The following is a 24,763-nucleotide window of genomic DNA, read 5'->3' as shown; positions in this document are numbered from 1 at the left end:
AGTCACAGGCCCAGGGTCAGTCGCAGGGAGAGGCACAGGGGCAAAGGCAGTCGCAGTCGCAGCGCCCAACCCCCTCCACCCCGCCTGACACCCAGCCCACCCCCGCCCAACCCACCGCGACGGAGGGGCAGCAATGACCGCCCATTCCCGCACCATCCTCCTCGGCCGCACCGCCGACGGGCTGTTCTGGATGGCCCGCCAGATCGAGCGGGGCGAGGCGATGGCCCGGCTGGTCGACGCCGGCCTGCACATGGCCCTGACCCGCGGCACCGCCGAGGCCGACTGGCGCTCGGTCCTCGAAAGCGCCGGCGTGCTCGAGGCCTTCACCGCCACCCACGGGGCGCTGGACGACCAGCCCGACCCCGACACCGCCATCGACTTCCTGCTGCGCGCGCCCGAGAACCCCTCGAGCGTCCGCAACTGCCTGCTGCAGGGCCGCACCAACGCCCGCATGGTCCGCACCGCCCTGACCCGCGACGCGTGGGAGGCCGTGAACGAGGCCTGGCGCATGGTCGCCGACGAGCTCGCCCGGCCGGTGCGCGAGGCCGACCTGCCCGCCGTGCTGGGCCGCATCAAGCAGGCCACGGCGCTCATCCGCGGGATGACGGTCAACACCATCCTGCGCACCCCGGGCTATCAGTTCATCCGCCTCGGGCTGCACCTGGAACGCGCCGACACCACGGCGCGCATCCTCAACGTCAAGTATTACCACCTGCTGCCCTCGACCGCCTGGGTCGGCTCGGCGCTCGACCAGACGCAATGGGATTCGATCCTGCGCTCGGTCTCGGCGCACAAGGCCTACAAATGGCTCTATGACGCCGACATCTCGGCCGCCAACACCGCCGATTTCCTGATCCTGAACCGGCGGATGCCGCGTTCGCTGGCGTTCTGCCACGCCGAGATCTCGGCCGCGCTGGCCGATCTGGCGCGGGACTATGGCACCCGCCAGCCCTGCCACGCCGAGGCCGAGGCGCTGAACCGGATGCTCTCCGAGCGCGACATCGACGAGGTGTTCGAGGAGGGGCTGCACGAGTTCCTGCAGGCCTTCCTGGCCGACAACGCGCGCCTCGCCGCGGCGATCGCCCGCGACTACCGCTTCACGGAGTGACCCGATGCTGCTCTCGATCCGCCACCGCACCGAATATCGCTACGAGGCGGCGCCGAACTACGGGGTCATGCGGCTGCGCGTCACGCCCCGCAGCCTCGGGCCGCAGCGGGTGATCGACTGGCGCATCGGCCTCGAGGGGGTCGAGCGGCAGGTGGCCTTCCGCGACCACCTGGGCAACGAGGTGTGGCTGGTCTCGATGGCGCAGGGCTGCGACCGGGTCGCCGTGACCGCCGAGGGGGTGGTCGAGACGCGCGAGACGGCGGGCGTCTTCGGCCCGCACCGGGCGCTGGCGCCGCTGTGGCTCTTCACCCGGCCGACGGCGCTGACGATGCCGGGCGAGGGGGTGGCGCGGCTGGTCGCGGACCTCGGCGGGCCCGATGCGGGCGGACCGGCGGTGGCGCCGGTGGTGGCGGGGCAGGTGGGCCTCGGCCTCGCGCACCGGATGATGGCGGCGGTCGCCGACGCCGTGGCCTATGACGTGGACGACACCCACCCCGCCACGACCGCCGAAGAGGCGCTGGCCCGCGGCGCCGGGGTCTGCCAGGACCACGCCCATGTCATGGCCGCCGTCGCCCGCCGCTTCGGCATCCCGGCGCGCTACGTCTCGGGCTACCTGAGGCTCGACGACCGCGAGGACCAGACCGCCACCCACGCCTGGGTCGAGTTGCATCTCGAGGGGCTGGGCTGGGTCGGCTTCGACCCCTCGAACCGGATCAGCCCGGACGACCGCTACGTGCGCCTCGCCGTCGGGCGCGACTATGACGAGGCCGCGCCGATGGGCGGGGTCCGCTACGGCGCCCACGCCGAAGACCTGCACGTCCACTTGCACGTCGGCGAGCAATGACCATAAGACGACCGCCGCCCGCACACGCGCGGGGCGCCAGAAGGAGACGCCGGCGATGACCTATTGCGTGGGCGTGATGCTCGACCGCGGGTTGGTGTTCATGTCCGACACCCGCACCAACGCGGGCGTCGACAACGTGTCGGTGTTCTGCAAGACCCGCGTCTGGACCCAGCCGGGAGAGCGGACGCTGGTCCTGATGACGGCCGGAAACCTCGCCACCACCCAGGCCGTGGTCGGCCGGCTCGAGGACCGCACCGCGGCGCCCGACGAGCGCGGGATGTCGCTGCTCTCGCAGCCGTCGATGTTCGCCACGGCGCAGATGCTGGGCGACCTCTTGCGCGACGAGATCAAGCGGCGCGAGGATGCCGCCGGGCAGACCGCGGCCTCGAAGTTCTCGGCCAGCATGATCCTCGGCGGGCAGATCGCCGGCGCGCCGCCGCGGCTGTTCCTGATCTACCCCGAGGGCAACTTCATCGAGGCCACGCCCGACACGCCGTTCTTCCAGATCGGCGAGACGAAATACGGCCGCCCGATCATCGTGCGCGCCTACCGCCCCGACATGAGCTTCCGCGAGGCGGTCAAGCTGCTGACGGTGAGCTTCGATTCGACGATCAAAGCGAACCTCTCGGTCGGGCTGCCGGTGGACGTGACGCTGATGGCCCGCGACAGCTTCGCCACCACGCGGCTGCGGATGGGCGAGGCGGACCCCTATTACAGCATGATCTCCTCGCGGTGGGGGCAGTCGCTGGCCGAGGCGCTGAACGCGCTGCCCGACCCCGAGCTGCCCTGCGTGGCCAGCCCCTCGGACACCCCGCTGCCGGGGAACGGGGCGACGGCACCCGCTGCACCATCCTCCCCCCGGCCGGGCGCTGAGGCGACCGCAACGCCCCCCGCCGAGCGCGGCGCTCCGGCCCCCGCCGAGGCAGTCGAGGTCAACCCCACGGTCTCGGTCCCGGTGAACGACGACCCCGCCGCCGCCGGCCTCGCCGAGCCCGCCCCCACCGCCCCCGGCGGCCCGCGCACCGGCTGAATTTGGGGGTAGGTGTGCTGGGGGACCGCTGTGCCGCATCCCCACGGTACCGGTGCCGGGCATTGTCGCGCGGCTTTCGGTGGTTCTGTCGTCCCTGCGTGGGGGTTTGCTGACCCTCTAGCCGCTGCGGCTCTCAGGCTGGCAACGCCCCACGCACGCGTGGCCTCCCCAATCCCCTCCCGATCGCGGCGTTGACCCGTTGGAGATAGCCAAAGCCTCGCCCGCTGGTCGCCGCGTCAGCCGGTCCCTAGGGCCTCGCGCGAGCACGTCAACGCCCCGGCGGCTGACGCCTGATCTGATACCGAGCACCTCCAAAGCCTCCGGTCTCCCGGCTATTGGCCGCCGCATCGGCGCCTCTGCACGGCAGGGCCAGCGCGGGGTGCCGTCACCGCAGTTCGCTCAGCGGTTCCCCCGGCCGCCCGTCTTTCCGCGTGGGTCACGGGCCGCGGCGTTAGCCACTCTCGCGGCGCCCCGCCCCCTGCCGCCCGTCTCCAACCCAGCACCCCGCCGCCCGCCGCCCCACCCCCAACGCAACAAAAAAGCCGGCCCCCACAGGGACCGGCCTGATGCCGTGCGTGACGCCGCGGCCTTGAGGATCAGGCGCCTTTCAGCGTCTTGGCGACTTCGGCGGCGAAGTCTTCCTCTTTCTTCTCGATCCCCTCGCCGACGGCGACGCGGGCGTAGCCCGTCACCTCGACGCCCGCGTCCTTGGCCGCCTGGGCCACGGTCACGTCCGGGTTGATGACGAACTTCTGCCCGAGCAGCGTCACCTCTTCGAAGAACTTGGCCATCCGGCCGACGATCATCTTCTCGATCACCGAATCCGGCTTGCCCGATTCGCGGGCCTGCTCGGTCAGCACCGACTTCTCACGCTCGACCAGCGCCGGGTCGAGATCCGCCTCGGAGAGCGAGGCCGGCGAGGTCGCCGCGATGTGCATGGCGATCTGCTTGCCCAGCTCGGCCGCCTTGGCGGCGTCGCCCTTGAGCGCGACCAGCACGCCGATCTTGCCCATATTCGGCGCCGCGGCGTTGTGGACGTACGAGACGACCGTGTCGCCCTCGACCGTCACCATCCGGCGCAGGGTCATGTTCTCGCCGATCTTGGCGATCGCGTCGGTCAGCACTTCGCTCACCGGCTTGCCGTTCAGGGGCGCCGCCGCCAGCTCTTCGACCGAAGCGGTGCCGAGCGCGGTTTCCGCGATGCCGCGGACCATCGACTGGAACTCTTCGTTCTTGCCGACGAAGTCGGTTTCCGAGTTCACCTCGACCGCCACGCCCTTGCCGTCCTTGACGGCGACCGCGACCAGCCCTTCGGCGGCCACGCGGCCGGATTTCTTGGCGGCCTTGGCCAGACCCTTGGTCCTCAGCCAGTCCACCGCGGCCTCCATGTCGCCCGAGGTCTCCTCGAGCGCCTTCTTGGCGTCCATCATCCCCGCGCCGGTCGATTCGCGCAGCTCTTTCACCATCGCGGCCGTGATAGCCATGGTCTTCTCCTTGTTGGTCAATGCGTCAGGCGGGGTCTGGCCCCGCCTGATGAAAGTCCCGTGACGGCGCGGCTCAGGCGCCGGCGGTCTCGGCCTCGGCGTCCGCGGCCTCGAGGTCGTCGATGTCCTCGGCCGGGGCGTCCGACAGCGCGCCGAGATCGACGCCCGCGGCGCCCATCTGCGCCGACATCCCGTCCAGCGCCGCGCGCGCGACCAGGTCGCAGTAGAGCGCGATGGCGCGGGCCGCGTCGTCGTTGCCCGGGATGACGTGGGTCACGCCCTTGGGCGAGCAGTTGGTGTCAACCACCGCGACGACCGGGATGCCAAGCTTGTTGGCTTCCTGCACGGCGAGGTCTTCCTTGTTCACGTCGATCACGAACAGCAGGTCGGGCAGGCCGCCCATCTCGCGGATGCCGCCGAGGCTCGCCTGCAGCTTGGCCTGCTCGCGCTCCATCCCGAGGCGTTCCTTCTTGGTCAGCCCCTCGGCGCCGCCCGACATCGCCTCGTCGATCTGCTTGAGGCGCTGGATCGACTGCGACACGGTCTTCCAGTTGGTCAGCGTGCCGCCGAGCCAACGGTGGTTCATGTAGAATTGCGCGGATTTTTCCGCCGCTTCGGCCACGGCCTTCTGCGCCTGCCGCTTGGTGCCGACGAACAGCACCCGGCCGCCCTTGGCCACGGTGTCGCGGATCACGGTCAGCGCCTGGTCCAGCATCGGGACCGTCTGGGTCAGGTCGATGATGTGGATGCCGTTGCGGTCGCCGTAGATGTATTCCGCCATCCGCGGGTTCCAGCGCTGGGTCTGGTGGCCGTAGTGAACGCCAGCTTCGAGCAGCTGACGCATGGAGTATTCGGGAAGCGCCATGTCCATGTCCTTTCCGGTTTGCGCCTGGGGCAGGGGTTTCAGGACGCAACCGCATGGGCCGCCCCAACCGGTGGACCGTGGCGGATGTCTCCCGCCAGAGGCCCGCCCCCGCCTGTGAAGTGCGCGCGAGATAGGGCCAATCCGCCGCAGTTGCAAGGCGCAGCGCCCGGATCGGGGCGCCGTTCGGCGGCATTTTAGCGATTTTTCGCCTGACTGCGACCCGGCGGCGGGGCCCCATCAACCGAACCTTAAGCGATCGGTGCCCATAACGGCGCAAAGCGGGAATCGGTTTGGGAAGGGACGGACATGGCGACGGGGACGGGACAGGGGTGCAGGCGATGACGGCGGTGCTGACGCTCGATGCACGGCTCGATCTGGGCGCCGTGCGGCCGCTCGCGCAACGGCTCGGGGCCTGCGACGGCGCCGACCTCAGCCTCGACGCGGGCGGGGTGACCCATCTCGGCGCGCTCGCCGCGCAGTTGCTCGTGGCGGCGCGCCAGCGCTGGGCCGCGGCCGGGCTGCGGCTCGAGGTCGGCCCGCGCTCGCCCGCCTTCGACGAGGCGGTGGCGGTGATGGGCCTTGACCGATGGTTCGGGGCGGAGGACGCGCGATGAGCCTCAACATCCTCGCCGTGGACGACAGCCGGACCATGCGCGACATGGTGCGCCTTGCGCTCGGCGCCGCCGGCATGACCGTCACCACCGCCGATGACGGAGTGCACGGGCTCGAGGTGCTCGAGGGGATGGCGCCCGACGCGATCATCTCGGACATCAACATGCCGCGGCTCGACGGTTTCGGCTTCATCCGCGCGGTCCGCGCGATCGAGCGGATGCGCGGCGTGCCGATCCTGGTGCTCACCACCGAAAGCGCCCCCGAACTCAAGGCGCGGGCGCGCGAGGCCGGGGCGACCGGCTGGATCGTCAAGCCCTTCGATCCGGGCAAGCTGGTCAAGACCGTCCAGATGGTTACGGGCTGAGGAGGCGCGGCGATGTCCACCGACCCGATGGCCGAGATCCGCGCCTCGTTCTTCGTCGAGTGCGACGAGCTGATGGAGAGCTTGCAGGACGCGCTCGTGATCCTCGACGAGGATGGCGGCGACGCCGAGACGATCAACGTCGTCTTCCGCGCCGTCCACTCGATCAAGGGGGGCGCGGGGGCCTTTGGCTTCGACGCGCTGGTGGGCTTTGCGCACCGCTTCGAGACGGTGCTCGACCAGCTCCGCGCCGGCAAGCTCGCGCTGACGCCCGAGGCGACGCGGCTCTTCATCCAGGGCGCCGACCTGCTGCACGACCACATTCGCGCCGCCCAGTATGACGAGCCGCCCCCCGCGGGCGCCGAGCCGATGCTGGCGGCGCTCGAGGCGCTGATGGGCGACGCCGCCCCGGTCGAGGACGAGCCGGTGGACTTCACCCCCAGCGGGCTCGGCTTTTCGCTCGACCTGCCGGGGTTCGAGGGCTTCGGGCCGCTCGAGGCCGAGGGCGACGAGCCGGCTGCGACGGACGCCACGGACAGCGTCGCGTCGGACCTGCCCGCGTGGCGGATCGACTTCACGCCCCACGCCGACCTCTTCACCAGCGGCAACGAGCCGCTGCTGATCCTGCGCGCCCTCGCCGCCCTCGGCGAGGCCGAGCTGCGCTGCCACGTCCCCGATGACCTGTCGTCGGCGCCCGAGGCGGCCGAGGCCCCGCGTCTCGGCTGGACGATCCTGCTGCAGGGCGACGTGACCGAGGCCGAGATCCGCGAGGTCTTCGACTTCGTGACCGACGTCTGCGACCTGACCATCGCGCCCGCCGCGACCCCGCTGCCGCCGGGTGGGCCCGAAGGCGGGACGGACCCCTTTCTTGCCGATGATCCTGTCGAGAGCGCCATGTCCGAACCGCCTCTGCCCGAAACTCCGCAGTCCGAGCTTCCGCTGCCCGCCGACATCGCCGCGACCGCCGGCGAAGCGCCGCCGCTGCGGCTCGACGCCGACACCATCGTCGCGGCGGCCAACGCCGACGAGCCCACCCCCGGCGCCGCCCCCCGGGCGCGCTCGACCCGCCCCGAGGCCGAGCCGCCGTCCGCGACCGTCCGCGTCGATCTCGACCGGGTGGACCGGCTGGTGAACCTCGTGGGCGAGCTGGTCATCAACCAGGCGATGCTGGCGCAAAGCGTCTCCGAGGCGGGCATGGCCGAGAACAGCTCGGTGATGAACGGCCTCGAAGAATTCATGATGCTCACCCGCGACATCCAGGACGGGGTCATGATGATCCGCGCCCAGCCGGTGAAGCCGCTCTTCCAGCGCATGGCTCGCATCATCCGCGAGGCCGCCGCCGCCGTCGGCAAGGAGGTGCGGCTGCGTACCGAGGGCGAGGCGACCGAGGTGGACAAGACCGTGATCGAGCGTCTCGCCGATCCGCTGACCCACATGATTCGCAACTCGGTCGATCACGGCATCGAACTTCCCGAGAGGCGCCGCGCCGCCGGCAAGCCGGCCGAGGGGATCATCACCCTCTCGGCCTCGCACCGCGCCGGTCGGGTGCTGATCGAGGTCGCCGACGACGGCGCCGGCATCAACCGCCCCCGCGCGCGCGAGATCGCGGTGGCCAAGGGGCTCATTGCCGCCGACGCCCAGCTGACCGACAGCGAGATCGACAACCTGCTGTTCCTGCCCGGGTTTTCCACCGCGAGTCAGGTCTCGGCGCTCTCTGGCCGCGGCGTCGGGATGGACGTGGTGAAAAGCTCCATCACCGCGCTCGGCGGCCGCGTCACGATCACCAGCGAGGCGGGGGTGGGAACGAAGTTCTCGATCTCGCTGCCGCTGACGCTCGCGGTGCTTGACGGGATGGTGGTGCGGGTCGCCGACCAGACGCTGGTGGTGCCGCTTTCGGCCATCGTCGAAACGGCGACCTTTTCATCCGAGAACGTCCGCCGCGTCGGCCGCCGCACCGAGCTGCTGCACATCCGCGGCGACCTCGTGCCGCTCTTCGACCTCGGGGTGCAGCTCGGCTTCCGCCGTGGCCCCCGCACGGCGCGCGAGTCGATCGTCATCCTCACCACGCAAGAGGACGGCAGCCGCGCCGCGCTGATCGTCGACCAGATCATGGAGCAGCGGCAGGTGGTCATCAAGGGACTGAACCGCAACTTCGGCCCCGTCCCCGGCGTGGCCGCCGCGACCATCCTCGGGGATGGCCAGGTGGCGCTGATCCTCGACCCCTCGGACCTCACCCGTCCCGCCCGGCCCGCAGCCGAGCCGGACCAAGCGCTTGCAGGATGACGCCATGACCGACCTTCACCCCAACCCGCCCCTATCCTCAGCCACGCCCGGCGCCGCAGCCGAGATCGAGCTGCTGGCCTTCCGCGTGGGCGAACAGGAATACTGCGTGGACATCATGTCCGTACGCGAGATCCGGGGCTGGTCGCGCGCCACGCCGCTTCCCTTCTCGCCGCCGCACGTCAAGGGGGTGATCAACCTGCGCGGCACGGTGCTGCCGGTGATCGACCTCGCCGTGCGGCTGGGGATGCCGCCGATCGAGGGCGACGAGCGCAACGTGATCATGGTCGTCTCGATCAACGGCCAGACCGCTGGGCTGCTCGTGGACGCGGTCTCCGACATCCTCGCCGTCGCCACCAGCGACCTGCAGCCGCCCCCCGACCTGGCCGCCGACAAGGACAACGCCTGCATCAGTGCCCTGACGCTGGTCGAGAACCGGCTCATCCGGATGCTCGAACTGCAATCGGTGTTGCCCGCCCACCAGACCGACAGCGCGGCGTGACCATGTCCCCCCCCGACCTTCACGCACCGCCCGCCGGCTTCGCGGACCCGCTCTACGCGCGGATCGCCGACCTGATCTACCGCGAGGCCGGCATCGTCCTCGGACCGGAAAAGCGCGGCATGATGGATTCGCGCCTGCACCGGCGGATTGCCGCGAACAACTGCACGAGCCTCGCCGATTACGTCCAGCGGCTCGACAACGGCGCGCTCGCCGGGGAGCGCGATCACCTCGTCTCGGCGCTGACCACCAACTTCACCCATTTCTTCCGCGAGGCGCACCACTTCGACTTCCTGCGCGAGACGGTGTTCCCGTCCACCCCCGGCGACCCCCGCGCGCTGCGGATCTGGTCGGCCGGCTGCTCGTCGGGGCAGGAGCCCTATTCCATCGCCATCGCCGCACGCGAGGCGGGGCGCCGCGCGACCATCGTCGCCACCGACATCGACCACGCGATCCTCGAGCGCGCCCGCAGCGCCCGCTACCGCGACGGCGAGCTGACCGGCATCCCTCCGCAGTCCCGCCAGAGGTTCTTCGCCCCCGAAGGCGATGAGTGGGTCCTGCGCCAGCCGGTCCGCGACATGGTCCGGTTCGAGCACATGAACCTGCACGGCGCCTGGACCTTCGACGGGCCCTTCGACGTGATCTTCTGCCGCAACGTGATCATCTACTTCGACGCCGCCGCCCAGTTGCGGCTGTGGGACAAGTTCTGCCGGCAGCTGCGCCCGGGCGGGTGGCTGCTGATCGGCCACTCCGAGCGCATCCCCGACCACCTGCGCACGCGGCTGCGGCCGGTCGGGCACACCGTCTATCAGTACGACCCGGGAAGGGGCGAGACATGAGCATCAGGGACCAGCTTCACATCATGGTCGTGGACGACATGTCCACCAGCCGCGGCCTGATCGTGCAGGCGCTCGAGGCGATGGGCATCCGCAACGTCCACCACGCCGCCGACGGGCAGGAGGCGTTGACCAAGATCGCCAGGCGCCCGGTGCATCTGGTGCTCTCGGACTTCAACATGCCGGGCATGGACGGGCTGACGCTCTTGCGGAGCCTGCGCAGCCAGGCGCCGACCCGCGGTGTCGGGTTCATCCTCATCACCGGCCGCGCCGACAAGGAGATCATCGACCGCGGCAAGTCCATGGGAATGAACAACTTCATCAAGAAGCCCTTCACGCCGGCCGACCTCAAGGCCTGCCTCGAGGCCGTGATCGGGCGGTTCTGATGGAGCCCGGGCAAATCCTGTCGGCCCTCGCCGACGAGCTGGCGCTGCTGACCGAGGGGCTGCTGCGCCTTCAGGACGTGCCGCTGATCGCGGCGGCTGACGGAACGCCGCTGAGCGGCGAGGCGCTGCTGGCTGCGATGGTGGCGCTGCAGGATCTCGACCGGATGGCGCAGACGGCTGGAGCGCTCTCTGCTTTTGCCGTCGAGGTTGCCGCAGGCGGAGGAGGCTCTGCGGGTGCCGCACTGGAGCGTATGCCGCTGCGGTCGGTGGCAGAGCGGCTAAGGGAGAGGTTGGGCTGACGGAGCGTCTTGGTTTGGCCAGCTTGTAGGGGAGAAGAATTTTGTGGTTGGGAGGGGAGTGTTGCGCGGCGCTGGGGGATGGGGGTGCGAGTGAGAGGCACTCCGCCTCCAGGGTAGCTCTCGGCGGCACGTTGCCGGATATCCGTAAGAACACATCCTGTGAGCAACGATTTGTAGCCGCGTAGCAGTCAGCAGCTACTCGAGAAGTAAAGGATCTGCCTGTCGGCGCTACTCGAGAAATAGGAGTATGACAGGGGGTTGGCGCACCCGACACGATTCGAACGTGTGGCCTCCACCTTCGGAGGGTGGCGCTCTATCCAGCTGAGCTACGGGTGCCTGACGAGGCATCTAGTGCAACCCTTGCCGCCTCGCAACCCCAAAGCGGTTGGGGGAGAGGGGATGGGGATGGCCGGACTCAATCGACCCAGCTCGTATACGCCGGACAATCCTACTGCTTTCGGAAGCTGTAAGCGGAGACTGAGGCGCGAACCTAAGCGAGGTGCAAAAGAGTCCGTGCTGGTTTGCTCCGAATTCGGCTCTAATGCCCGTTTTAGTAGGCCCCGACGTCGGTGTGTGGGACGCCGGTTTCGTGGGTTAAACCGGCAAACGGCGGACGGTGATACGTTCATTGGTGAGAGGCTGCCGCGCAGCGGAACTAGGCTCCGAACTTTGTCTAGCCGCCGTCCCGGTCTTCAGCAGTTCATACTTCCACCCGACCAGCCTCTGCCCGACGCACGCTCCCGCAACATCTTACCGCAGCGCCAAGCGCCACACCGCGACCGCGCTGTTCGCGCCAGAGCGCGCCGCAGTCCGCGACGGAGGCATCGCACCATGCCGCTGCTTCGATCCGCCCGTGATTGCTCGCGTCACCTGCTCATGCCTTTGAGGCCGCCTCTTCTTCCCAATGCTTCAGGAGGCCTGGGGTAACTTCATCACCCGCGCCCCAGACCCCTGCGCGGCTAGCGTCAAGCTAACAAAAACCGAACGATGGAGCCCACAGTTCCACCACAATGAGACCGTCCACGGCGCTCGCGGCTGCTTGGTCTACATGGGGCGACGCGGGCGGTGGCTGCATTTTCTTCCGCGATTGTGCGCCGTCCACGGTGTGTGGCAGCCCCTTTGCCCGGACGCTTCCTGACATCCTGCGATGGGTCAGATTAATCCTCGCACCCGGCGCCACACGCGCATACGAACCGCTGTTGTCCCAACTGTCTCCCCTGTTCTCGTGACCGGCCGGACGAGATCACTCCGGCCTGCCTCGCTAACCTTGCGCTGCAAATCCAGCCCCCCCACACCCTCGTCGAACATCCGGGCAATAAATATCCAGCCGCCACAACGCCGAGCGAATAACTTGTTCCACCACCGCTCTCAGTTCCCCTCAGTCGCCCCCCACAGCTTCCCGAGCCCACCGAACCGCGCTAGCCTCCCCCGGACCCAAAAGCCCCCGCCATGACCCCAGCCGACCGACACCTCCTCACCACCCTCTTCGACGTTGCCGTGGCGGCGGCCGATCCGCGCCGGGCGCTCTCCGGCCACCTGCCCGAGCGGCCGCGCGGGCGGACGGTCGTCGTCGGGGCAGGGAAAGGCGCGGCGCAGCTGGCGCAGGCGTTTGAGACGCTCTGGGACGGGCCGCTGAGCGGGGTGGTGGTGACGTGCCACGGCTATGGCGCGCCGACCCGGGCGATCCGCGTGTTCGTGGCTGCCCATCCGGTGCCCGACGCGGCCGGTCGCGCGGCCTCGGCGGCGCTCTTCGAGGCGGTCCAAAGCCTTACCGCCGACGACCTCGTCGTCGCCCTGATCTGCGGCGGCGGGTCGGCGTTGTTGCCGATGCCGCCGGGGGCGCTCACGCTCGAGGACGAGGCGGCGCTGAACCGCGCGCTGCTGGCGAGCGGTGCGCCGATCTCGGTCATGAACGCGATCCGCAAGCAGGTCTCGGGGATCAAGGGCGGGCGCCTCGCCGCGGCGGCGCATCCGGCGCGGGTCGTCTCGCTCATCGTCTCGGACGTGCCGGGCGACGATCCGGCGCAGGTCGCCTCGGGGCCGACGGTGCCCGACCGGACCAGCCGCGCCGAAGCCCGCCGGCTCGCCCGCGACTGGCGGATCGACCTGCCGCCCGCGGTGGCCGCCTGGCTTGAGGGCGACGCGGGCGCGGCGCCCGACCCCGCGGACCCGGTCTTCGCGGGAAACGAGGTCCGGGTCATCGCCTCGGCGCGGCTCTCGCTCGAGGCCGCTGCGGCGTGTGCCGCAGCCGAGGGCGTGCCCGCCGTGATCCTCTCGGACGCCATCGAGGGCGAGGCGCGCGAGGTTGGCCGCGTCCACGCCGCCATCGCCCGCGAGATCGCGCTGCGCGACCGCCCCTTCCCTCGCCCCGTGGTGCTGCTGTCGGGCGGCGAGACCACCGTCACGCTGCGCGGCGCCCCGGGCCGCGGCGGTCGCAACACCGAGTTCCTGCTCGCCCTCGCCCAGGCCGCCGAGGGCACGTCCTTCGCCGCGCTCGCCGCCGACACCGACGGCATCGACGGGTCCGAGGCGAATGCCGGCGCCTTCGCCGACGGCACCACCGCCGCCCGGCTCAGGGCACTGGGGCTGGACGCGGGCGCCTTGCTTGCCGCCCACGACGCCTACCACGGGTTCGAGGCGCTGGGCGATCTGTTCGTCACCGGCCCGACCGGCACGAATGTCAATGATTTCAGGGCGATCCTGATCCGCTAGCTCGCTCCGCGAGCAGCTCGCGCGCGCGGGCCAGATCGGCGGTCAACTCGGCCATCGCCGCCTCGGCCTCGGCCGCGTCCGGGCGGCGCAGGATCAGCGAGGGGTGCCAGGTCAAGAGCACCGGCCCGTCCGGCGTCGCCTCGACCGAGCCGCGGCGCCGAGTCATCGCGTCGCCGCGCCCGGTGAGCGCCAGCGCCGCCGTGGCCCCCAACGCCACGGTCAGCCGCGGCGCGACGTGCTGGCGTTCGAGCCCCAGCCACCAGCGGCAGGCCTGCACCTCGCCCGCGTTCGGGCGCTGGTGCAGCCGGCGCTTGCCGCGCGGCACGAACTTGAAGTGCTTGACCGCATTGGTCAGCCACGCCCCCTCGCGCTCCACCCCCGCCGCCGCCATCGCCCGGTCAAGCACCTGCCCCGCCGGCCCGACGAAGGGGCGGCCGGCCAGATCCTCCTGATCGCCCGGCTGCTCGCCGACCAGCATCAGGGCGGCATCCTCGGGTCCCTCGCCGAAGACGCTCTGGGTCGCGGCGTGGCAGAGATCGCAGCGCGTGCAGGCGGCGCAGGCTGCCCGCGCATCGGCCAGCGTCTCGATCCGCGCGGGCGGCTGCGGCATCGCCGCGCGGGTGCGCTGGGTGATCGCCGCTGCCCTTGCCGGGGCGGCGGTCGCCTGCGCCGCCTGCATCGCGCGCACGCGCCCCTCGGCGGCCGCCAGCATCGCCGGGATCTGCCCCGTCTCGGGCATGTTCTTCCAGTATTTCAACGGCATATGCTGCCGCATCGAGCCGAGCTTGATGCGCGCGGGGTTGAAGATATTGGCGAAATACGTGGCCCACAGCGCCTCGGCGGCGTCGTCGGGCAGGTCCGGGCGCGGCGCGCCGGGGGCGAAGGACAGCGCCCCGTCCTGCCAGATCGCCGACAGGTCGGGGGTGTGGATCGCCCAGTCCATGTCGGCGAAGCGGCGGCAGAAGAACCCGGCGTTCGCCTCGACGATCCGGTGCTCGGGCTCGAACCATGCCGCGAAGCGCCGCCGGGGGCCGTCCGCGGGCAGCTCGCGGAAGCGGACGAAGGCGCGCATCTTGTGGATGTCGCGCCGCACCGCCTTGTCGAGCATCCCCAGCCGCCGGACCAGCGGATCGCCCGCGTCGGCCAAGAGCCCGCGCCGGGACTGCAGCCGCAGCAGCGCCTCATAAAGCAGCCCCGGCGCGGCCGGGTCGCGGTGCAGGATCACCCGCTCGGCGAGCTCCACGAAGCCCTTGGGCACGGTGAGCGCCCGGCCCTCGCCCGCGGGCAGAGGCTCGGGGGCGAAGAGGGACGGCGCGGCGGCCTCGCCCACCACCCACTCGACGTCGCCCGCCGGCACCCCGTGCGCCGCCAGAGGCCGCGCGGCGTCGCGCCAGGCCGCGAAGCTGCCGGTCTCGGGCAGCACCACCCGGTGCATCAGAACAGGCTCAGCTGCTCGGCCGGCGGGGCGAACCGCGCCTTCAGCCCCTCGCTGTCGGTGAGCCCGCCGGGCGACCAGCCGGGCAGGGTGACGAAGGGCTGCGCCTTGCCCATCAGCGCCCCGATCCGCACCAGATCGTCCCAGCCGAGCGTCCGCTGCCGCCGCGCGGCCAGCACCCGCTGCACCGTCCGCGTGCCGAAGCCGGGCACCCGCAACAGCATCTCGCGCGGCGCCCGGTTCACATCGACCGGAAACTGGTCGCGGTGGGCGAGCGCCCAGCCGAGCTTGGGGTCCACGGCGAGGTCCAGCATCCCCTCGGGCGTCGCCGCCGCGATCTCGTCGGCCTCGAAGCCGTAGAACCGCATCAGCCAGTCGGCCTGATAAAGCCGGTGCTCGCGCATCAGCGGCGGCTTGACCAGCGGCAGCACCGACGAGCTGTCGGGGATGGGCGAGAAGGCCGAGTAATAGACCCGCTTCAGCCCGTAGCCCGCATAAAGCCGCGCCGAGGTGGTCAGGATCGCCGCATCATTGGCGCTGTCGGCCCCCACGATCATCTGCGTGGACTGCCCGGCGGGGGCAAACCGCGCCGGGCGCTTGCCGGTGTGGCTGCGATCCCGGCTCGCCTCGCGCGCGCCCTTGACCCGCGCCATCGCGGTGCGGATCGTCTCGGGCCGCTTCTCCGGCGCCAGCCGGCGCACCGACTCGTCCTGCGGCAGCTCGATGTTGATCGACAGCCGGTCGGCATAGAGCCCCGCCTCGTCGATCAGCTCCGGGCTCGCGTCGGGGATCGTCTTGAGGTGGATGTAGCCCTTGAACCCGTGCTCCTGCCGCAGCGTCCGCGCGATCCGCACCATGTCGGCCATCGTCTGGTCGGGCGAGCGGATGATGCCCGAGCTGAGAAACAGCCCCTCGATATAGTTGCGGCGATAGAACTCGAGCGTGAGCGAGACGACCTCCTCGACCGAGAACCGCGCCCGCTCGACGTTCGAGCTGACCCGGTTCACGCAATAGGCGCAGTCGAAGATGCAGAAATTCGTCATCAGGATCTTGAGCAGGCTGATGCAGCGCCCGTCCGGCGTATAGGCGTGGCAGATGCCCGCGCCCTCGGTGGACCCCAGCCCGCCCTTGCGCGAATCGCGCTTCGACGTCCCGCTCGAGGCGCAGGAGGCGTCGTATTTGGCCGCGTCCGACAGGATGGCGAGCTTGCGGGCAAGGTCGGGTTTCATCCCCCGAAGATAGGGCCGGGGCGAGAACATCACAAGAACAAACCGCCCGCGCGGCCTGGCGTCGGTTGCGCCGGGGCGGGGCCTCGGCTACAGGTCGCGCTTTCCAGTCCCGAGGCCCAGATGAGCGGCTTTTCCTTCACCCTCCGCGCGACCGACGGCGCGGCCCGGCGCGGGATCATCACCACACCGCGCGGCGAGATCCGCACCCCGGCCTTCATGCCCGTGGGCACCGCCGGCACGGTCAAGGCGATGCTGCCCGAAAGCGTCCGCGCCACCGGCGCCGACATCCTGCTGGGCAACACCTATCACCTGATGCTGCGCCCCGGGGCCGAGCGGGTGGCCCGGCTCGGCGGCCTCCACCGCTTCATGAATTGGGAGGGGCCGATCCTCACCGACTCGGGGGGCTTCCAGGTCATGAGCCTCGCCGATCTGCGCAAGCTGACCGAGGACGGGGTGACCTTCGCGAGCCACATCGACGGCTCGCGCCACATGCTCTCGCCCGAGACGAGCATGGAGATCCAGCGCCTGCTCGGCTCGGACATCGTCATGGCCTTCGACGAATGCCCGGCGCTGCCCGCCTCGCACGAACGCCAGGCCGAGGCGATGCGCCTCTCGATGCGCTGGGCGCAGCGCTCGCGCGACGCCTTCGGCGACCGGCCGGGACACGCGCTCTTCGGGATCATGCAGGGCGGCGTGGAACGCGACCTGCGCGAGGAATCCGCCGCCGCGCTGCGCGGCATCGGCTTCGACGGCTACGCCATCGGCGGCCTCGCGGTGGGCGAGGGGCAAGAGGCGATGTTCGGCGTGCTCGACTATGCGACCGCGCTGCTGCCGGCGGACCAGCCGCGCTACCTGATGGGGGTCGGCAAGCCCGACGACATCGTGGGCGCGGTGCAGCGCGGGGTGGACATGATGGACTGCGTGCTGCCCTCGCGCTCGGGGCGGACGGGGCAGGCGTGGACGCGGCACGGGGTGGTCAACATCAAGAACGCGCGCCACGCCGACGACCCGCGGCCGCTGGACGATGCCTGCACCTGCCCGGCCTGCCGCAGCTATTCGCGCGCCTATCTGCACCACGTGTTCCGGGCCGGCGAGATGATCTCGGGGATGCTGCTGACGTGGCACAACCTGCACTACTACCAGCAGATCATGGGCGAGATGCGGGCGGCCATCGACACCGGCAGCCTCGATGCCTGGGTGGCGCGGTTCCATGCCGAGCGCGCCGAGGGCGACATCCCGCCGCTGTGACGGGTGAGGCTGCGGCGTTCGCATGAACTGTGCATGAACATCGCACGAACGGTGCATGAACATCGCACGGGCTGTGCAGGGTGTTTCGGGCGCCCGGCGGGGTCCGGTCAGACCCGCGGCGGGCGCGGCCGATAGACGGGCAGCGCCCACCCCCAGCGCAACGACCCCGCGCGCAGCAGGAACGTCGCCGCCCCGCAGCCGACCAGCGCACCCTCGCGCGGCAACCCCAGCCAGACCACCGCCAGCGCCACCAGCGCGCCTCCGAAGGCGGCGGTGAGGTAGAGCTCGCCCTGCTTGAGCACCAGCGGCACCTCGTTGCCGACGACGTCCCGCATAAGCCCGCCGAAACAACCAGTTACGACGCCCGCGATCAGCACGATCACCGGCCCGAACCCGCCCGCGAGCGCCACGCCGACCCCCGCCGGCACCGCGATCGCCAGCGCCACCGCGTCGAGCCACAGGATCCAGCTGTAGCGGCTTTCCAGCCGATGCGCGGTCCAGAAGACGGCGAATGCCGCCGCCGCGGCCGCCACCACCAGCCCCGGCCGCGCCACCCAGAACACCGGATCGCGGCCGAGCACGAGGTCGCGCAGCGTCCCGCCCCCCACCGCCGTCATCGCCGCCATGAAGATGAACCCGGTCAGGTCGAGCTGCCGGCGGCTCGCCACCAGCGCCCCGGTGATCGCGAACACGACCGCCGAGAGATAGTCGAGCGCCCAGATCAACCCGCTGATCCCGCTCATCTTTTTCTCACTTGAAGGGCGCCATGCCGGCGCGGGCGAGGGCGTCGGCGCGCTCGTTCTCGGGGTGGCCGGCGTGGCCCTTGATCCAGGCCCAGGTCACCTGATGGCGGTCGCGCGCGGCGTCGAGACGCTGCCAGAGGTCGGCGTTCTTCACCGGCTTGCGGTCCGCCGTCTTCCAGCCGTTCTTCTTCCAGCCGTGAATCCAGCCGGTGACGCCGTTCTTCACATAGGCGCTGTCGGTGGTGATGGTGATCGCGCTGGGCCGCGTCAGCGCCTCGAGCGCCGAGATCGCCGCCATCAGCTCCATCCGGTTGTTCGTCGTGGCGGCCTCGCCGCCCGACAATTCCCGTTCCTTGACAACGGTTTCGCCGTCCAGCGCCCGCATCAGCACCCCCCAGCCGCCGGGCCCGGGGTTGCCGCTGCACGCGCCATCGGTCCAGGCGTGAAGGTCAGTCATTCAGGCCCTTGTAGCCGGGCTGCGCGGCAACCCGCGCGAGCCAGTCGTTGATTGCGGGAAACCGCGCCATCTCGAACCCGCCCAGTACGCCGGCCGAATGGGTGTAAGCATAAAGGCAGAGGTCCGCGAGGCTGATCGCCTCGCCCGCCAGCCAGTCGTGCGCGGCGAGACGATCCTCCATCGTCTGCAGATGGGTGTGCCCCCGGTCGAGCAGGTCGGCGAGGCGCGCGGGCGTGGCGTCGGCCGCGCGATGCGGATAGTTGCGCAGCGCCGCGCGCACCGCGATGGCCGGTTCGTGGTTATACTGCTCCCAGAAGAGCCAGGCGAGCATCTGCGCGCGGGTCACCGGGTCGGCGGGCCAGAAGCGCGTGCCCTCGCCCAGAAAGCAGAGGATGGCGTTGGATTCCGCGATCCGCCGCCCGTCGTTAAGGTGAAGCGCAGGCAGTTTGCCGAACGGCAGCGCGCCGGTCGCGCGGGCGTCCTCCTTGGCGACCGAGCCGTGCTCGCAATCCACGATCTCGCAGTCGCGGCCGAGAAGGGCCAGCAAGAGCCGGACCTTGTAGGAATTGCCCGACGAAGGCATCGAATAGAGCCGCATCAGGACGACCCTTTCAGCCGGGCTCGCGCAGGACGCGCGGCACCTTGAACTCCACCCGCTCGCGGGCCGTCTCGACCAGCTCGAGCGCCACGTCGTAGCGGTCGCGGAAGGCGGCGATGACCTCGTCCACCAGCACCTCGGGCGCGCTCGCCCCGGCGGTCACGCCGACCGTGCGGATGCCGTCGAGCGCGCGCCAGTCGATGTCCGCGGCGCGCATCACCAGCTGCGCATAGTCGCAGCCCGCGGCACGTCCGACCTCGACCAGACGGCGCGAGTTGGACGAGTTCGGCGCCCCGATCACCAGCAAAGCGTCGATCTGGCCGGCGATGGCCTTGACCGCCGCCTGGCGGTTGGTGGTGGCGTAGCAGATGTCGTCCTTGGCCGGGCCGACGATGGCCGGGAAGCGGGCCTTGAGCGCCTCGACCACCTGAGCGGTGTCATCGACCGACAGCGTCGTCTGCGTCACCCACGCGAGCCGCGCGGGGTCGCGGGGGACGACGGTGGCCACATCCTCGACCGTCTCGACCAGGATCACCTCGCCCGGCGGCAACTGGCCCATCGTGCCCAGCACCTCGGGGTGGCCGGCGTGGCCGATCATCACCATCTGCAACCCCGCCTCGTGGTGACGCTCAGCCTCGACGTGGACCTTGCTGACCAGCGGGCAGGTGGCGTCGACATAGATCATCTCGCGCCGCCGCGCCTCGGCGGGGACCGACTTCGGCACGCCGTGGGCCGAGAAGATCACCGGGCGGTCGTCGGGCACCTCGTCGAGTTCCTCGACGAACACCGCGCCCTTGGCGCGCAGCCCGTCCACGACGAAGCGGTTGTGGACGATCTCGTGGCGCACGAAGACCGGCGCGCCCCATTTCTCGAGCGCGAGTTCCACGATCTGCACGGCCCGGTCCACGCCCGCGCAGAACCCGCGCGGCGCGGCGAGGTAGAGCGTCAGCGGCGGCTTGGCCTGTGTGTCGAGGGGCAGGGTGGTGCTCATGGGGCGATCCCTAGCCCGCAGGGGGCGTGCTGTCCATGCCGCGGGCGGCCCGCCGGCGCCCCGCCCTTGACGTTTCCCGCCGCGGCGCGGCATCTGGCGTCACACGCGCAAGCGCGCCACGACGCCGGGACAAGGGATGCCGCAGACCACGCGATCCGGATTGCTGATCATCCTCTCGTCGCCCTCGGGCGCGGGCAAGTCCACGCTGGCGCGGCGGCTGATGGACTGGGACCCCTCGCTCAAATTCTCGGTCTCGGCCACCACCCGCAAGCCGCGCCCGGGCGAGATCGACCGCCAGCACTATTATTTCACCGACCACGCCGGGTTTCAGGCGATGGTCGAGGCGGGCGAGATGCTGGAACACGCCGAGGTGTTCGGCAACTGCTACGGCACCCCGCGCAGCCCCGTCGAGCTGGCGATAGCCGAGGGGCGCGACACGCTCTTCGACGTGGACTGGCAGGGGGGGCAGCAGATCCGCGCCTCGTCGCTCGCCCCGCACGTCGTCTCGATCTTCATCCTGCCGCCGAGCCTGAGCGAGCTGGAGCGTCGCCTGCGCGACCGCGACCAGGACAGCGAGGAGGTGATCGCGGGGCGGATGCAGAAAAGCCGCGACGAGATCAGCCATTGGGCCGAGTATGACTATGTGCTGGTCAACGACGACCTCGACGCGACCGAAAGCGACCTGCGCGCCATCCTGAGCGCCGAGCGGCTGCGCCGCGAGCGCCGCCCGGCGCTGGGGCCGTTCGTGCGCAAGCTGATGGAGGAGCCGCGATGATCTGGGAACTGGACGGGATCGCCCCCGAGATCCCGCCGGACGCCTGGGTGGCGCCGGACGCGCAGCTGATGGGGCGCGTCGTTCTGGAAGCGGGCGCAAGCGTCTGGTGGGGCGCGGTGCTGCGCGGCGACAACGAGGAAATCCGGGTCGGCGCCGGCTCGAACGTGCAGGACGGCTGCGTCTTTCACACCGACATGGGCTATCCGCTGAGGCTCGGCGCCGATGTCACGGTCGGGCACAAGGCGATCCTGCACGGCTGCACCGTCCATGACGGCGCGCTGATCGGCATGGGGGCGACGGTACTCAACGGCGCGGTGATCGGGGCGGGGGCGCTGATCGGCGCCGGTGCGCTGATCCCCGAGGGGAAAGAGATTCCGCCCGGCGCGCTGGTCATGGGCGCGCCCGGCAAGGTGGTGCGGATGCTCGACGCCGCCGCGATCGAGGCGCTGCGCGGCTCGGCCGCCCGCTACCGCGAGAACGCGGCCCGCTTCCGCGCCGGGCTGCGGCGGATCGACTGAGCGCGATGCAGGGCGACGCGCTCCAGCAGTTGGCCGAGGCGGTGCCGGTGCCGATGCTGGTGGTGGACGCCGCCGCCCGGGTGGTGATCGGCAACCGCGCCGCGACCGCGATGCTGGGCGAGGGGATCACCGACCGCCCCTTCGTGACCGTGCTGCGCCAGAGCCTCGTGAACCGCGCGCTTGAGCAGGCGCTCGACCGGGCGGGCGCGGCGCAGCGGCTGTCGGTGACGATCTCGGCCCGCGGGCATGACCGCAACTGCGTGGTCACGGTGACGCCGCTGACGCTGAACGGGCGGCCTGGGGCGGGGGTGGTGATCGAGGACACCTCGGGCGTCGAGCACGCCGAGCAGATGCGCCGCGATTTCGTCGCCAACGTCAGTCACGAGCTGAAGACCCCGCTGACCGCGCTGATGGGCTTCATCGAGACGCTGCGCGGCCCGGCCCGGAATGACGCGGCCGCGCGCGAGCGGTTCCTCGCGATCATGGACCGCGAGGCGGGGCGGATGAACCGGCTGATCGGCGACCTGCTGTCGCTGAGCCGGGTCGAGCAGGAGGAGCGGCGGCGACCGTCGGAGCGCGTGGACCTCGCGGGGCTCATCCGCTCGGCCTGCGCGACGCTGGCGCCGACGGCGCAGGCGGCGGGGACGGCGCTGGTCAAGATCGGCACCGGGGTGACCGCCGAGGTCGCGGGCGACGCCGACCAGATCCAGCAGGTGCTGCACAACCTGATCGAGAACGCGATCAAGTACGGGGCACGGCAGGGAGGGGCCTCGGGCGGGGAGGTTCGCGTGACCCTGACCCATGTCCCGCACGAGCCGGTGCTGCGCGGCCCCGGCTGGGCGGTCGAGGTCGCCGACGACGGCGAGGGGATCGACGAGGTGCACCTGCCGCGGCTGACCGAGCGGTTCTACCGCGTGGACAACCACCGCTCGCGCGAGAAGGGCGGGACCGGGCTGGGGCTCGCCATCGTCAAGCACATCGTCGCGCGCCACCGCGGGCGGCTGAAGATCGAGAGCACCCGCGGCGCGGGCAGCCGCTTCACGATCATCCTGCCGGAGTGGGCGGGGGCGCGCTGAAGGGGGCCGCTGAAGGGGGGCGCTGCCCCCCGGCCTGCGGCCTCCCCCCGGGATATTTTTGCAAGGAAGAAGCCTTGCTGGTCAGGCGTGGTCGGGCAGCTCGCCGTGGATCGCGGCGGCGAAGGCGCTGCGGTAGAGCCGCGACAGCTCGGCCAGCGGCGCGCTGTCGGTGCCGAGGGTGACGCGGTCGCCCTCGAACCGGCCGACGAGGGCGGCGGGGATGCCGGCGGCGCGGGCGGCCTCGAGCAGCGTCTCGGCCTCGGCGGCAGGCGCGGCGATCATGTAGCGGGCTTGGTCCTCGCCGAAGAGGGTCGGGATGTCGGCGGCATCGAGCGTGACGCCGATGCCGGCCGCCTCGGCCATCTCGAAGGCCGCGAGCGCGAGCCCGCCGTCCGAGAGGTCCGCCGCCGCCCCGACATGGGCGCGGTGGGCGAGCAGGAAGCTGCCGTGCGCGCGCTCGGCCGAGAGGTCCACGGGGGGCGCGTCGCCGGTCTCGATCCCGAAGGCCTCGGCGGCGAGCGCCGACTGGCCGAGGTGGCCGTGCGTGGCGCCGATCACCAGCGCCACGTCGCCCTGCCGCGGCAGGCCCGGGATCAGGTCGCTGCTCTGGGCGATCAGCCCGACGCCGCCGATGGTGGGGGTGGGCAGGATCGCCTGGCCGTCGGTCTCGTTGTAAAGCGAGACGTTGCCCGATACGATGGGGAAGTCGAGCGCCCGGCAGGCCTCGCCGATGCCCTGGATGGCGCCGACGAACTGGCCCATGATCTCGGGCTTCTCGGGGTTGCCGAAGTTGAGGTTGTCGGTCGCGGCAAGCGGCGTGGCGCCGGCCGCGACCAGGTTGCGCCACGCCTCGGCCACGGCCTGCTTGCCGCCCTCGACCGGGTTCGCCTTGACGTAGCGCGGGGTCACGTCGCTCGTGAAGGCGAGCGCCTTGCCGGTGCCGTGGACCCGCACGACGCCCGCGCCCAAGCCCGGCTTGCGGATCGTGTCGGCGCCGACCTGGGTGTCGTACTGTTCCCAGACCCAGCCCTTGTGGGCGTAGCTCGGCGAACCGATCAGCGCCTTGAGGGCCGCGATCGGGGCGATCTCGGGCAGCTCGGTCAGCGCGGCGGCGGCGGGCGTCGCCACCCACGGGCGGTCGTATTCAGGCGCGCTCGACGACAGCTTCGACAGCGGCAGGTCGGCCATCACCTCGTTGCCGTGCAGGATGAGGAAGCGGTCCTCGGCGATGGTCTCGCCGATCACGGCGAAGTCGAGGTCCCATTTCTCGAAGATCGCCCGCGCCTCGGCCTCTTTCTCGGGGCGCAGCACCATGAGCATCCGCTCTTGGCTTTCCGACAGCATCATCTCATAGGCGGTCATGGCGCTTTCGCGCTGCGGGACGTGGTCGAGGGTGAGCTTGATCCCGAGCCCGCCCTTGTCGCCCATCTCGACCGCCGAGCAGGTGAGGCCGGCCGCGCCCATGTCCTGAATCGAGATCACCGCGTCGGTCTGCATCAGCTCGAGGCAGGCCTCGAGCAGGCATTTCTCGGTGAAGGGGTCGCCGGCCTGCACGGTCGGGCGCTTGTCCTCGATCGACTCGTCGAACTCGGCCGAGGCCATGGTCGCCCCGCCGACCCCGTCGCGGCCGGTCTTGGCGCCCAGATAGACGACCGGCATCCCCACGCCCGAGGCGGCCGAGTAGAAGATGCGGTCGGCGTCCGCGAGCCCCGCGGCAAAGGCGTTGACGAGGCAGTTGCCGTCATAGGCACGGTGAAAGCGGACCTCTCCGCCGACGTTCGGCACGCCGAAGGCGTTGCCGTAGGCCCCGATCCCCTCGACCACGCCCTTGACCAGATGCGCGGTGCGCGGGTGTTCGGGGCGGCCGAAGGACAGGCTGTCCATCGCCGCGATGGGCCGCGCGCCCATGGTGAACACGTCGCGCAGGATGCCGCCGACGCCGGTCGCGGCGCCCTGGTGCGGCTCGATGTAGGAGGGGTGGTTGTGGCTCTCCATCTTGAAGACGACCGCCTGGCCATCGCCGATGTCGACCACGCCCGCGTTCTCGCCGGGGCCGCAGATGACCTGCGGGCCTGTGGTGGGCAGGGTGCGCAGCCATTTCTTCGAGGATTTGTACGAGCAATGCTCGTTCCACATCGCCGAGAAGATGCCGAGCTCGGTGTAGCTGGGTTCGCGGCCGAGCAGGTCGAGGATGCGCTGGTATTCGTCGGGCTTGAGCCCGTGCGCGGCGATCAGCTCGTCGGTGATGGTCGGTTCCTGCATGATCGCCCCCATGATCGCCTTCGGCATCGCACCCGTGTTGCGGCGCCTTTTAGGGGCTGGCGCGGCGCGAGGGAAGGGCAGGAGGGGCCCGCGTGGCCACGGGGGGACGGCGGGG

24 protein-coding genes and 1 tRNA gene are annotated in these 24,763 nt (G+C 70.9%); 15 read left to right on the top strand and 10 right to left on the bottom strand.

Features of this window, described 5'->3' with window-relative positions; translation table 11 throughout:
• Nucleotides 1–133: 133 nt before the first annotated feature.
• Genes BLW17_RS01675 through BLW17_RS01665 form a run of 3 tightly spaced genes read left to right on the top strand, consistent with a single transcriptional unit; the run spans nt 134 to nt 2,982 of the window.
• Complete coding sequence (locus BLW17_RS01675; RefSeq protein WP_197055320.1) at nt 134–1,108, top strand: alpha-E domain-containing protein; 975 nt, start codon at nt 134–136, stop codon at nt 1,106–1,108.
• Nucleotides 1,109–1,112: 4 nt separating this feature from the next.
• Nucleotides 1,113–1,952, top strand: coding sequence for a transglutaminase family protein (locus BLW17_RS01670; RefSeq protein WP_036702395.1), 840 nt, complete (start codon nt 1,113–1,115; stop codon nt 1,950–1,952).
• Between the two features lie 55 nt (nt 1,953–2,007).
• On the top strand, nt 2,008–2,982 hold the full coding sequence (locus BLW17_RS01665; protein ID WP_074825992.1) for a proteasome-type protease: 975 nt from the start codon (nt 2,008–2,010) through the stop codon (nt 2,980–2,982).
• A 596-nt stretch (nt 2,983–3,578) separates the two neighbouring features.
• On the opposite strand, the gene tsf is transcribed toward BLW17_RS01665, so the two are convergent.
• Nucleotides 3,579–4,466, bottom strand: a complete 888-nt coding sequence (gene tsf, locus BLW17_RS01660) for a translation elongation factor Ts (RefSeq protein WP_036712727.1) — start codon at nt 4,464–4,466, stop codon at nt 3,579–3,581.
• 73 nt (nt 4,467–4,539) lie between these two features.
• Nucleotides 4,540–5,337, bottom strand: a complete 798-nt coding sequence (gene rpsB, locus BLW17_RS01655; protein ID WP_139305886.1) for a 30S ribosomal protein S2 — start codon at nt 5,335–5,337, stop codon at nt 4,540–4,542.
• 332 nt (nt 5,338–5,669) lie between these two features.
• Here rpsB and BLW17_RS01650 point away from each other — a divergent pair, with 332 nt between their 5' ends.
• From BLW17_RS01650 to BLW17_RS01620, 7 genes are read left to right on the top strand one after another with little or no spacing between them, the layout of a single operon-like run.
• Nucleotides 5,670–5,945 (top strand): STAS domain-containing protein, encoded by a 276-nt coding sequence (locus tag BLW17_RS01650; protein ID WP_036736644.1) that lies wholly within the window; start codon nt 5,670–5,672, stop codon nt 5,943–5,945.
• Nucleotides 5,942–6,307, top strand: a complete 366-nt coding sequence (locus tag BLW17_RS01645) for a response regulator (protein ID WP_036703542.1) — start codon at nt 5,942–5,944, stop codon at nt 6,305–6,307. Before BLW17_RS01650 ends, BLW17_RS01645 begins: the two co-directional genes overlap by 4 nt.
• 12 nt (nt 6,308–6,319) lie before the next feature.
• A complete protein-coding gene (locus tag BLW17_RS01640; RefSeq protein ID WP_074825989.1) occupies nt 6,320–8,587 on the top strand; it encodes a chemotaxis protein CheA in 2,268 nt (755 codons plus the stop codon).
• A gap of 4 nt (nt 8,588–8,591) precedes the next feature.
• Nucleotides 8,592–9,086: a chemotaxis protein CheW gene (locus BLW17_RS01635; protein WP_052176477.1), complete on the top strand. Its 495-nt coding sequence runs from the start codon at nt 8,592–8,594 to the stop codon at nt 9,084–9,086.
• Between the two features lie 2 nt (nt 9,087–9,088).
• Nucleotides 9,089–9,922, top strand: a complete 834-nt coding sequence (locus tag BLW17_RS01630; protein WP_052176476.1) for a CheR family methyltransferase — start codon at nt 9,089–9,091, stop codon at nt 9,920–9,922.
• Complete coding sequence (locus BLW17_RS01625) at nt 9,919–10,305, top strand: response regulator (RefSeq protein ID WP_036703540.1); 387 nt, start codon at nt 9,919–9,921, stop codon at nt 10,303–10,305. Before BLW17_RS01630 ends, BLW17_RS01625 begins: the two co-directional genes overlap by 4 nt.
• Entirely contained in the window at nt 10,305–10,604 is a 300-nt protein-coding gene (locus BLW17_RS01620) for a hypothetical protein (protein ID WP_036734547.1), read from the top strand. The genes BLW17_RS01625 and BLW17_RS01620 overlap by 1 nt, the downstream gene beginning before the upstream one ends.
• 259 nt (nt 10,605–10,863) lie before the next feature.
• On the opposite strand, the gene BLW17_RS01615 is transcribed toward BLW17_RS01620, so the two are convergent.
• Nucleotides 10,864–10,940: transfer RNA gene (locus tag BLW17_RS01615), tRNA-Arg, on the bottom strand.
• Between the two features lie 1,113 nt (nt 10,941–12,053).
• Between BLW17_RS01615 and BLW17_RS01610 the strand changes: the two genes are divergently transcribed.
• Entirely contained in the window at nt 12,054–13,316 is a 1,263-nt protein-coding gene (locus BLW17_RS01610; RefSeq protein ID WP_036734544.1) for a glycerate kinase type-2 family protein, read from the top strand.
• Here BLW17_RS01610 and BLW17_RS01605 read toward each other — a convergent pair.
• Complete coding sequence (locus BLW17_RS01605; protein WP_139305884.1) at nt 13,294–14,751, bottom strand: UdgX family uracil-DNA binding protein; 1,458 nt, start codon at nt 14,749–14,751, stop codon at nt 13,294–13,296. The genes BLW17_RS01610 and BLW17_RS01605 overlap by 23 nt on opposite strands.
• Nucleotides 14,751–16,010 (bottom strand): putative DNA modification/repair radical SAM protein, encoded by a 1,260-nt coding sequence (locus BLW17_RS01600; protein WP_231572801.1) that lies wholly within the window; start codon nt 16,008–16,010, stop codon nt 14,751–14,753. The genes BLW17_RS01605 and BLW17_RS01600 overlap by 1 nt, the downstream gene beginning before the upstream one ends.
• A gap of 90 nt (nt 16,011–16,100) precedes the next feature.
• Here BLW17_RS01600 and tgt point away from each other — a divergent pair, with 90 nt between their 5' ends.
• A complete protein-coding gene (gene tgt / locus BLW17_RS01595; protein ID WP_036734538.1) occupies nt 16,101–17,228 on the top strand; it encodes a tRNA guanosine(34) transglycosylase Tgt in 1,128 nt (375 codons plus the stop codon).
• Nucleotides 17,229–17,335: 107 nt separating this feature from the next.
• On the opposite strand, the gene BLW17_RS01590 is transcribed toward tgt, so the two are convergent.
• The 4 genes from BLW17_RS01590 to ispH are packed head-to-tail and all read right to left on the bottom strand — an operon-like array spanning nt 17,336 to nt 20,017.
• Entirely contained in the window at nt 17,336–17,971 is a 636-nt protein-coding gene (locus BLW17_RS01590) for a trimeric intracellular cation channel family protein (protein ID WP_036709228.1), read from the bottom strand.
• A gap of 7 nt (nt 17,972–17,978) precedes the next feature.
• Nucleotides 17,979–18,428, bottom strand: coding sequence for a ribonuclease HI (gene rnhA, locus BLW17_RS01585; RefSeq protein WP_036709231.1), 450 nt, complete (start codon nt 18,426–18,428; stop codon nt 17,979–17,981).
• Complete coding sequence (locus BLW17_RS01580) at nt 18,421–19,026, bottom strand: glutathione S-transferase family protein (RefSeq protein ID WP_197055287.1); 606 nt, start codon at nt 19,024–19,026, stop codon at nt 18,421–18,423. Before BLW17_RS01580 ends, rnhA begins: the two co-directional genes overlap by 8 nt.
• 13 nt (nt 19,027–19,039) lie before the next feature.
• Entirely contained in the window at nt 19,040–20,017 is a 978-nt protein-coding gene (ispH, locus tag BLW17_RS01575) for a 4-hydroxy-3-methylbut-2-enyl diphosphate reductase (protein ID WP_036734534.1), read from the bottom strand.
• Nucleotides 20,018–20,153: 136 nt separating this feature from the next.
• Between ispH and gmk the strand changes: the two genes are divergently transcribed.
• From gmk to BLW17_RS01560, 3 genes are read left to right on the top strand one after another with little or no spacing between them, the layout of a single operon-like run.
• Nucleotides 20,154–20,792 (top strand): guanylate kinase, encoded by a 639-nt coding sequence (gene gmk / locus BLW17_RS01570; protein ID WP_036734531.1) that lies wholly within the window; start codon nt 20,154–20,156, stop codon nt 20,790–20,792.
• On the top strand, nt 20,789–21,310 hold the full coding sequence (locus BLW17_RS01565; protein WP_036734528.1) for a gamma carbonic anhydrase family protein: 522 nt from the start codon (nt 20,789–20,791) through the stop codon (nt 21,308–21,310). Before gmk ends, BLW17_RS01565 begins: the two co-directional genes overlap by 4 nt.
• A 5-nt stretch (nt 21,311–21,315) precedes the next feature.
• Complete coding sequence (locus BLW17_RS01560; RefSeq protein ID WP_036709242.1) at nt 21,316–22,386, top strand: sensor histidine kinase; 1,071 nt, start codon at nt 21,316–21,318, stop codon at nt 22,384–22,386.
• Between the two features lie 81 nt (nt 22,387–22,467).
• On the opposite strand, the gene purL is transcribed toward BLW17_RS01560, so the two are convergent.
• Entirely contained in the window at nt 22,468–24,648 is a 2,181-nt protein-coding gene (gene purL, locus BLW17_RS01555; RefSeq protein WP_036734549.1) for a phosphoribosylformylglycinamidine synthase subunit PurL, read from the bottom strand.
• Between the last annotated feature and the right edge of the window lie 115 nt (nt 24,649–24,763).

It is taken from the genome of Paracoccus sanguinis (genome assembly GCF_900106665.1).
Lineage (GTDB): Bacteria > Pseudomonadota > Alphaproteobacteria > Rhodobacterales > Rhodobacteraceae > Paracoccus > Paracoccus panacisoli.
This window is presented reverse-complemented; position numbering and strand designations above follow the sequence as displayed.

What these genes read in the sequence shown, in the direction of transcription:
- purL (WP_036734549.1), bottom strand. Translation starts at nt 24,648, where the DNA reads ATGCAGGAACCGACCATCACCGACGAGCTGATCGCCGCGCACGGGCTC.
- tsf (WP_036712727.1), bottom strand. Translation starts at nt 4,466, where the DNA reads ATGGCTATCACGGCCGCGATGGTGAAAGAGCTGCGCGAATCGACCGGC.
- BLW17_RS01630 (WP_052176476.1), top strand. Translation starts at nt 9,089, where the DNA reads ATGTCCCCCCCCGACCTTCACGCACCGCCCGCCGGCTTCGCGGACCCG.
- BLW17_RS01665 (WP_074825992.1), top strand. Translation starts at nt 2,008, where the DNA reads ATGACCTATTGCGTGGGCGTGATGCTCGACCGCGGGTTGGTGTTCATG.
- BLW17_RS01650 (WP_036736644.1), top strand. Translation starts at nt 5,670, where the DNA reads ATGACGGCGGTGCTGACGCTCGATGCACGGCTCGATCTGGGCGCCGTG.
- BLW17_RS01640 (WP_074825989.1), top strand. Translation starts at nt 6,320, where the DNA reads ATGTCCACCGACCCGATGGCCGAGATCCGCGCCTCGTTCTTCGTCGAG.
- BLW17_RS01635 (WP_052176477.1), top strand. Translation starts at nt 8,592, where the DNA reads ATGACCGACCTTCACCCCAACCCGCCCCTATCCTCAGCCACGCCCGGC.
- BLW17_RS01610 (WP_036734544.1), top strand. Translation starts at nt 12,054, where the DNA reads ATGACCCCAGCCGACCGACACCTCCTCACCACCCTCTTCGACGTTGCC.
- ispH (WP_036734534.1), bottom strand. Translation starts at nt 20,017, where the DNA reads ATGAGCACCACCCTGCCCCTCGACACACAGGCCAAGCCGCCGCTGACG.
- rnhA (WP_036709231.1), bottom strand. Translation starts at nt 18,428, where the DNA reads ATGACTGACCTTCACGCCTGGACCGATGGCGCGTGCAGCGGCAACCCC.
- tgt (WP_036734538.1), top strand. Translation starts at nt 16,101, where the DNA reads ATGAGCGGCTTTTCCTTCACCCTCCGCGCGACCGACGGCGCGGCCCGG.
- gmk (WP_036734531.1), top strand. Translation starts at nt 20,154, where the DNA reads ATGCCGCAGACCACGCGATCCGGATTGCTGATCATCCTCTCGTCGCCC.
- BLW17_RS01675 (WP_197055320.1), top strand. Translation starts at nt 134, where the DNA reads ATGACCGCCCATTCCCGCACCATCCTCCTCGGCCGCACCGCCGACGGG.
- BLW17_RS01605 (WP_139305884.1), bottom strand. Translation starts at nt 14,751, where the DNA reads ATGCACCGGGTGGTGCTGCCCGAGACCGGCAGCTTCGCGGCCTGGCGC.
- BLW17_RS01645 (WP_036703542.1), top strand. Translation starts at nt 5,942, where the DNA reads ATGAGCCTCAACATCCTCGCCGTGGACGACAGCCGGACCATGCGCGAC.
- BLW17_RS01600 (WP_231572801.1), bottom strand. Translation starts at nt 16,010, where the DNA reads ATGTTCTCGCCCCGGCCCTATCTTCGGGGGATGAAACCCGACCTTGCC.
- BLW17_RS01670 (WP_036702395.1), top strand. Translation starts at nt 1,113, where the DNA reads ATGCTGCTCTCGATCCGCCACCGCACCGAATATCGCTACGAGGCGGCG.
- BLW17_RS01560 (WP_036709242.1), top strand. Translation starts at nt 21,316, where the DNA reads ATGCAGGGCGACGCGCTCCAGCAGTTGGCCGAGGCGGTGCCGGTGCCG.
- BLW17_RS01565 (WP_036734528.1), top strand. Translation starts at nt 20,789, where the DNA reads ATGATCTGGGAACTGGACGGGATCGCCCCCGAGATCCCGCCGGACGCC.
- BLW17_RS01620 (WP_036734547.1), top strand. Translation starts at nt 10,305, where the DNA reads ATGGAGCCCGGGCAAATCCTGTCGGCCCTCGCCGACGAGCTGGCGCTG.
- BLW17_RS01580 (WP_197055287.1), bottom strand. Translation starts at nt 19,026, where the DNA reads ATGCGGCTCTATTCGATGCCTTCGTCGGGCAATTCCTACAAGGTCCGG.
- BLW17_RS01625 (WP_036703540.1), top strand. Translation starts at nt 9,919, where the DNA reads ATGAGCATCAGGGACCAGCTTCACATCATGGTCGTGGACGACATGTCC.
- rpsB (WP_139305886.1), bottom strand. Translation starts at nt 5,337, where the DNA reads ATGGACATGGCGCTTCCCGAATACTCCATGCGTCAGCTGCTCGAAGCT.
- BLW17_RS01590 (WP_036709228.1), bottom strand. Translation starts at nt 17,971, where the DNA reads ATGAGCGGGATCAGCGGGTTGATCTGGGCGCTCGACTATCTCTCGGCG.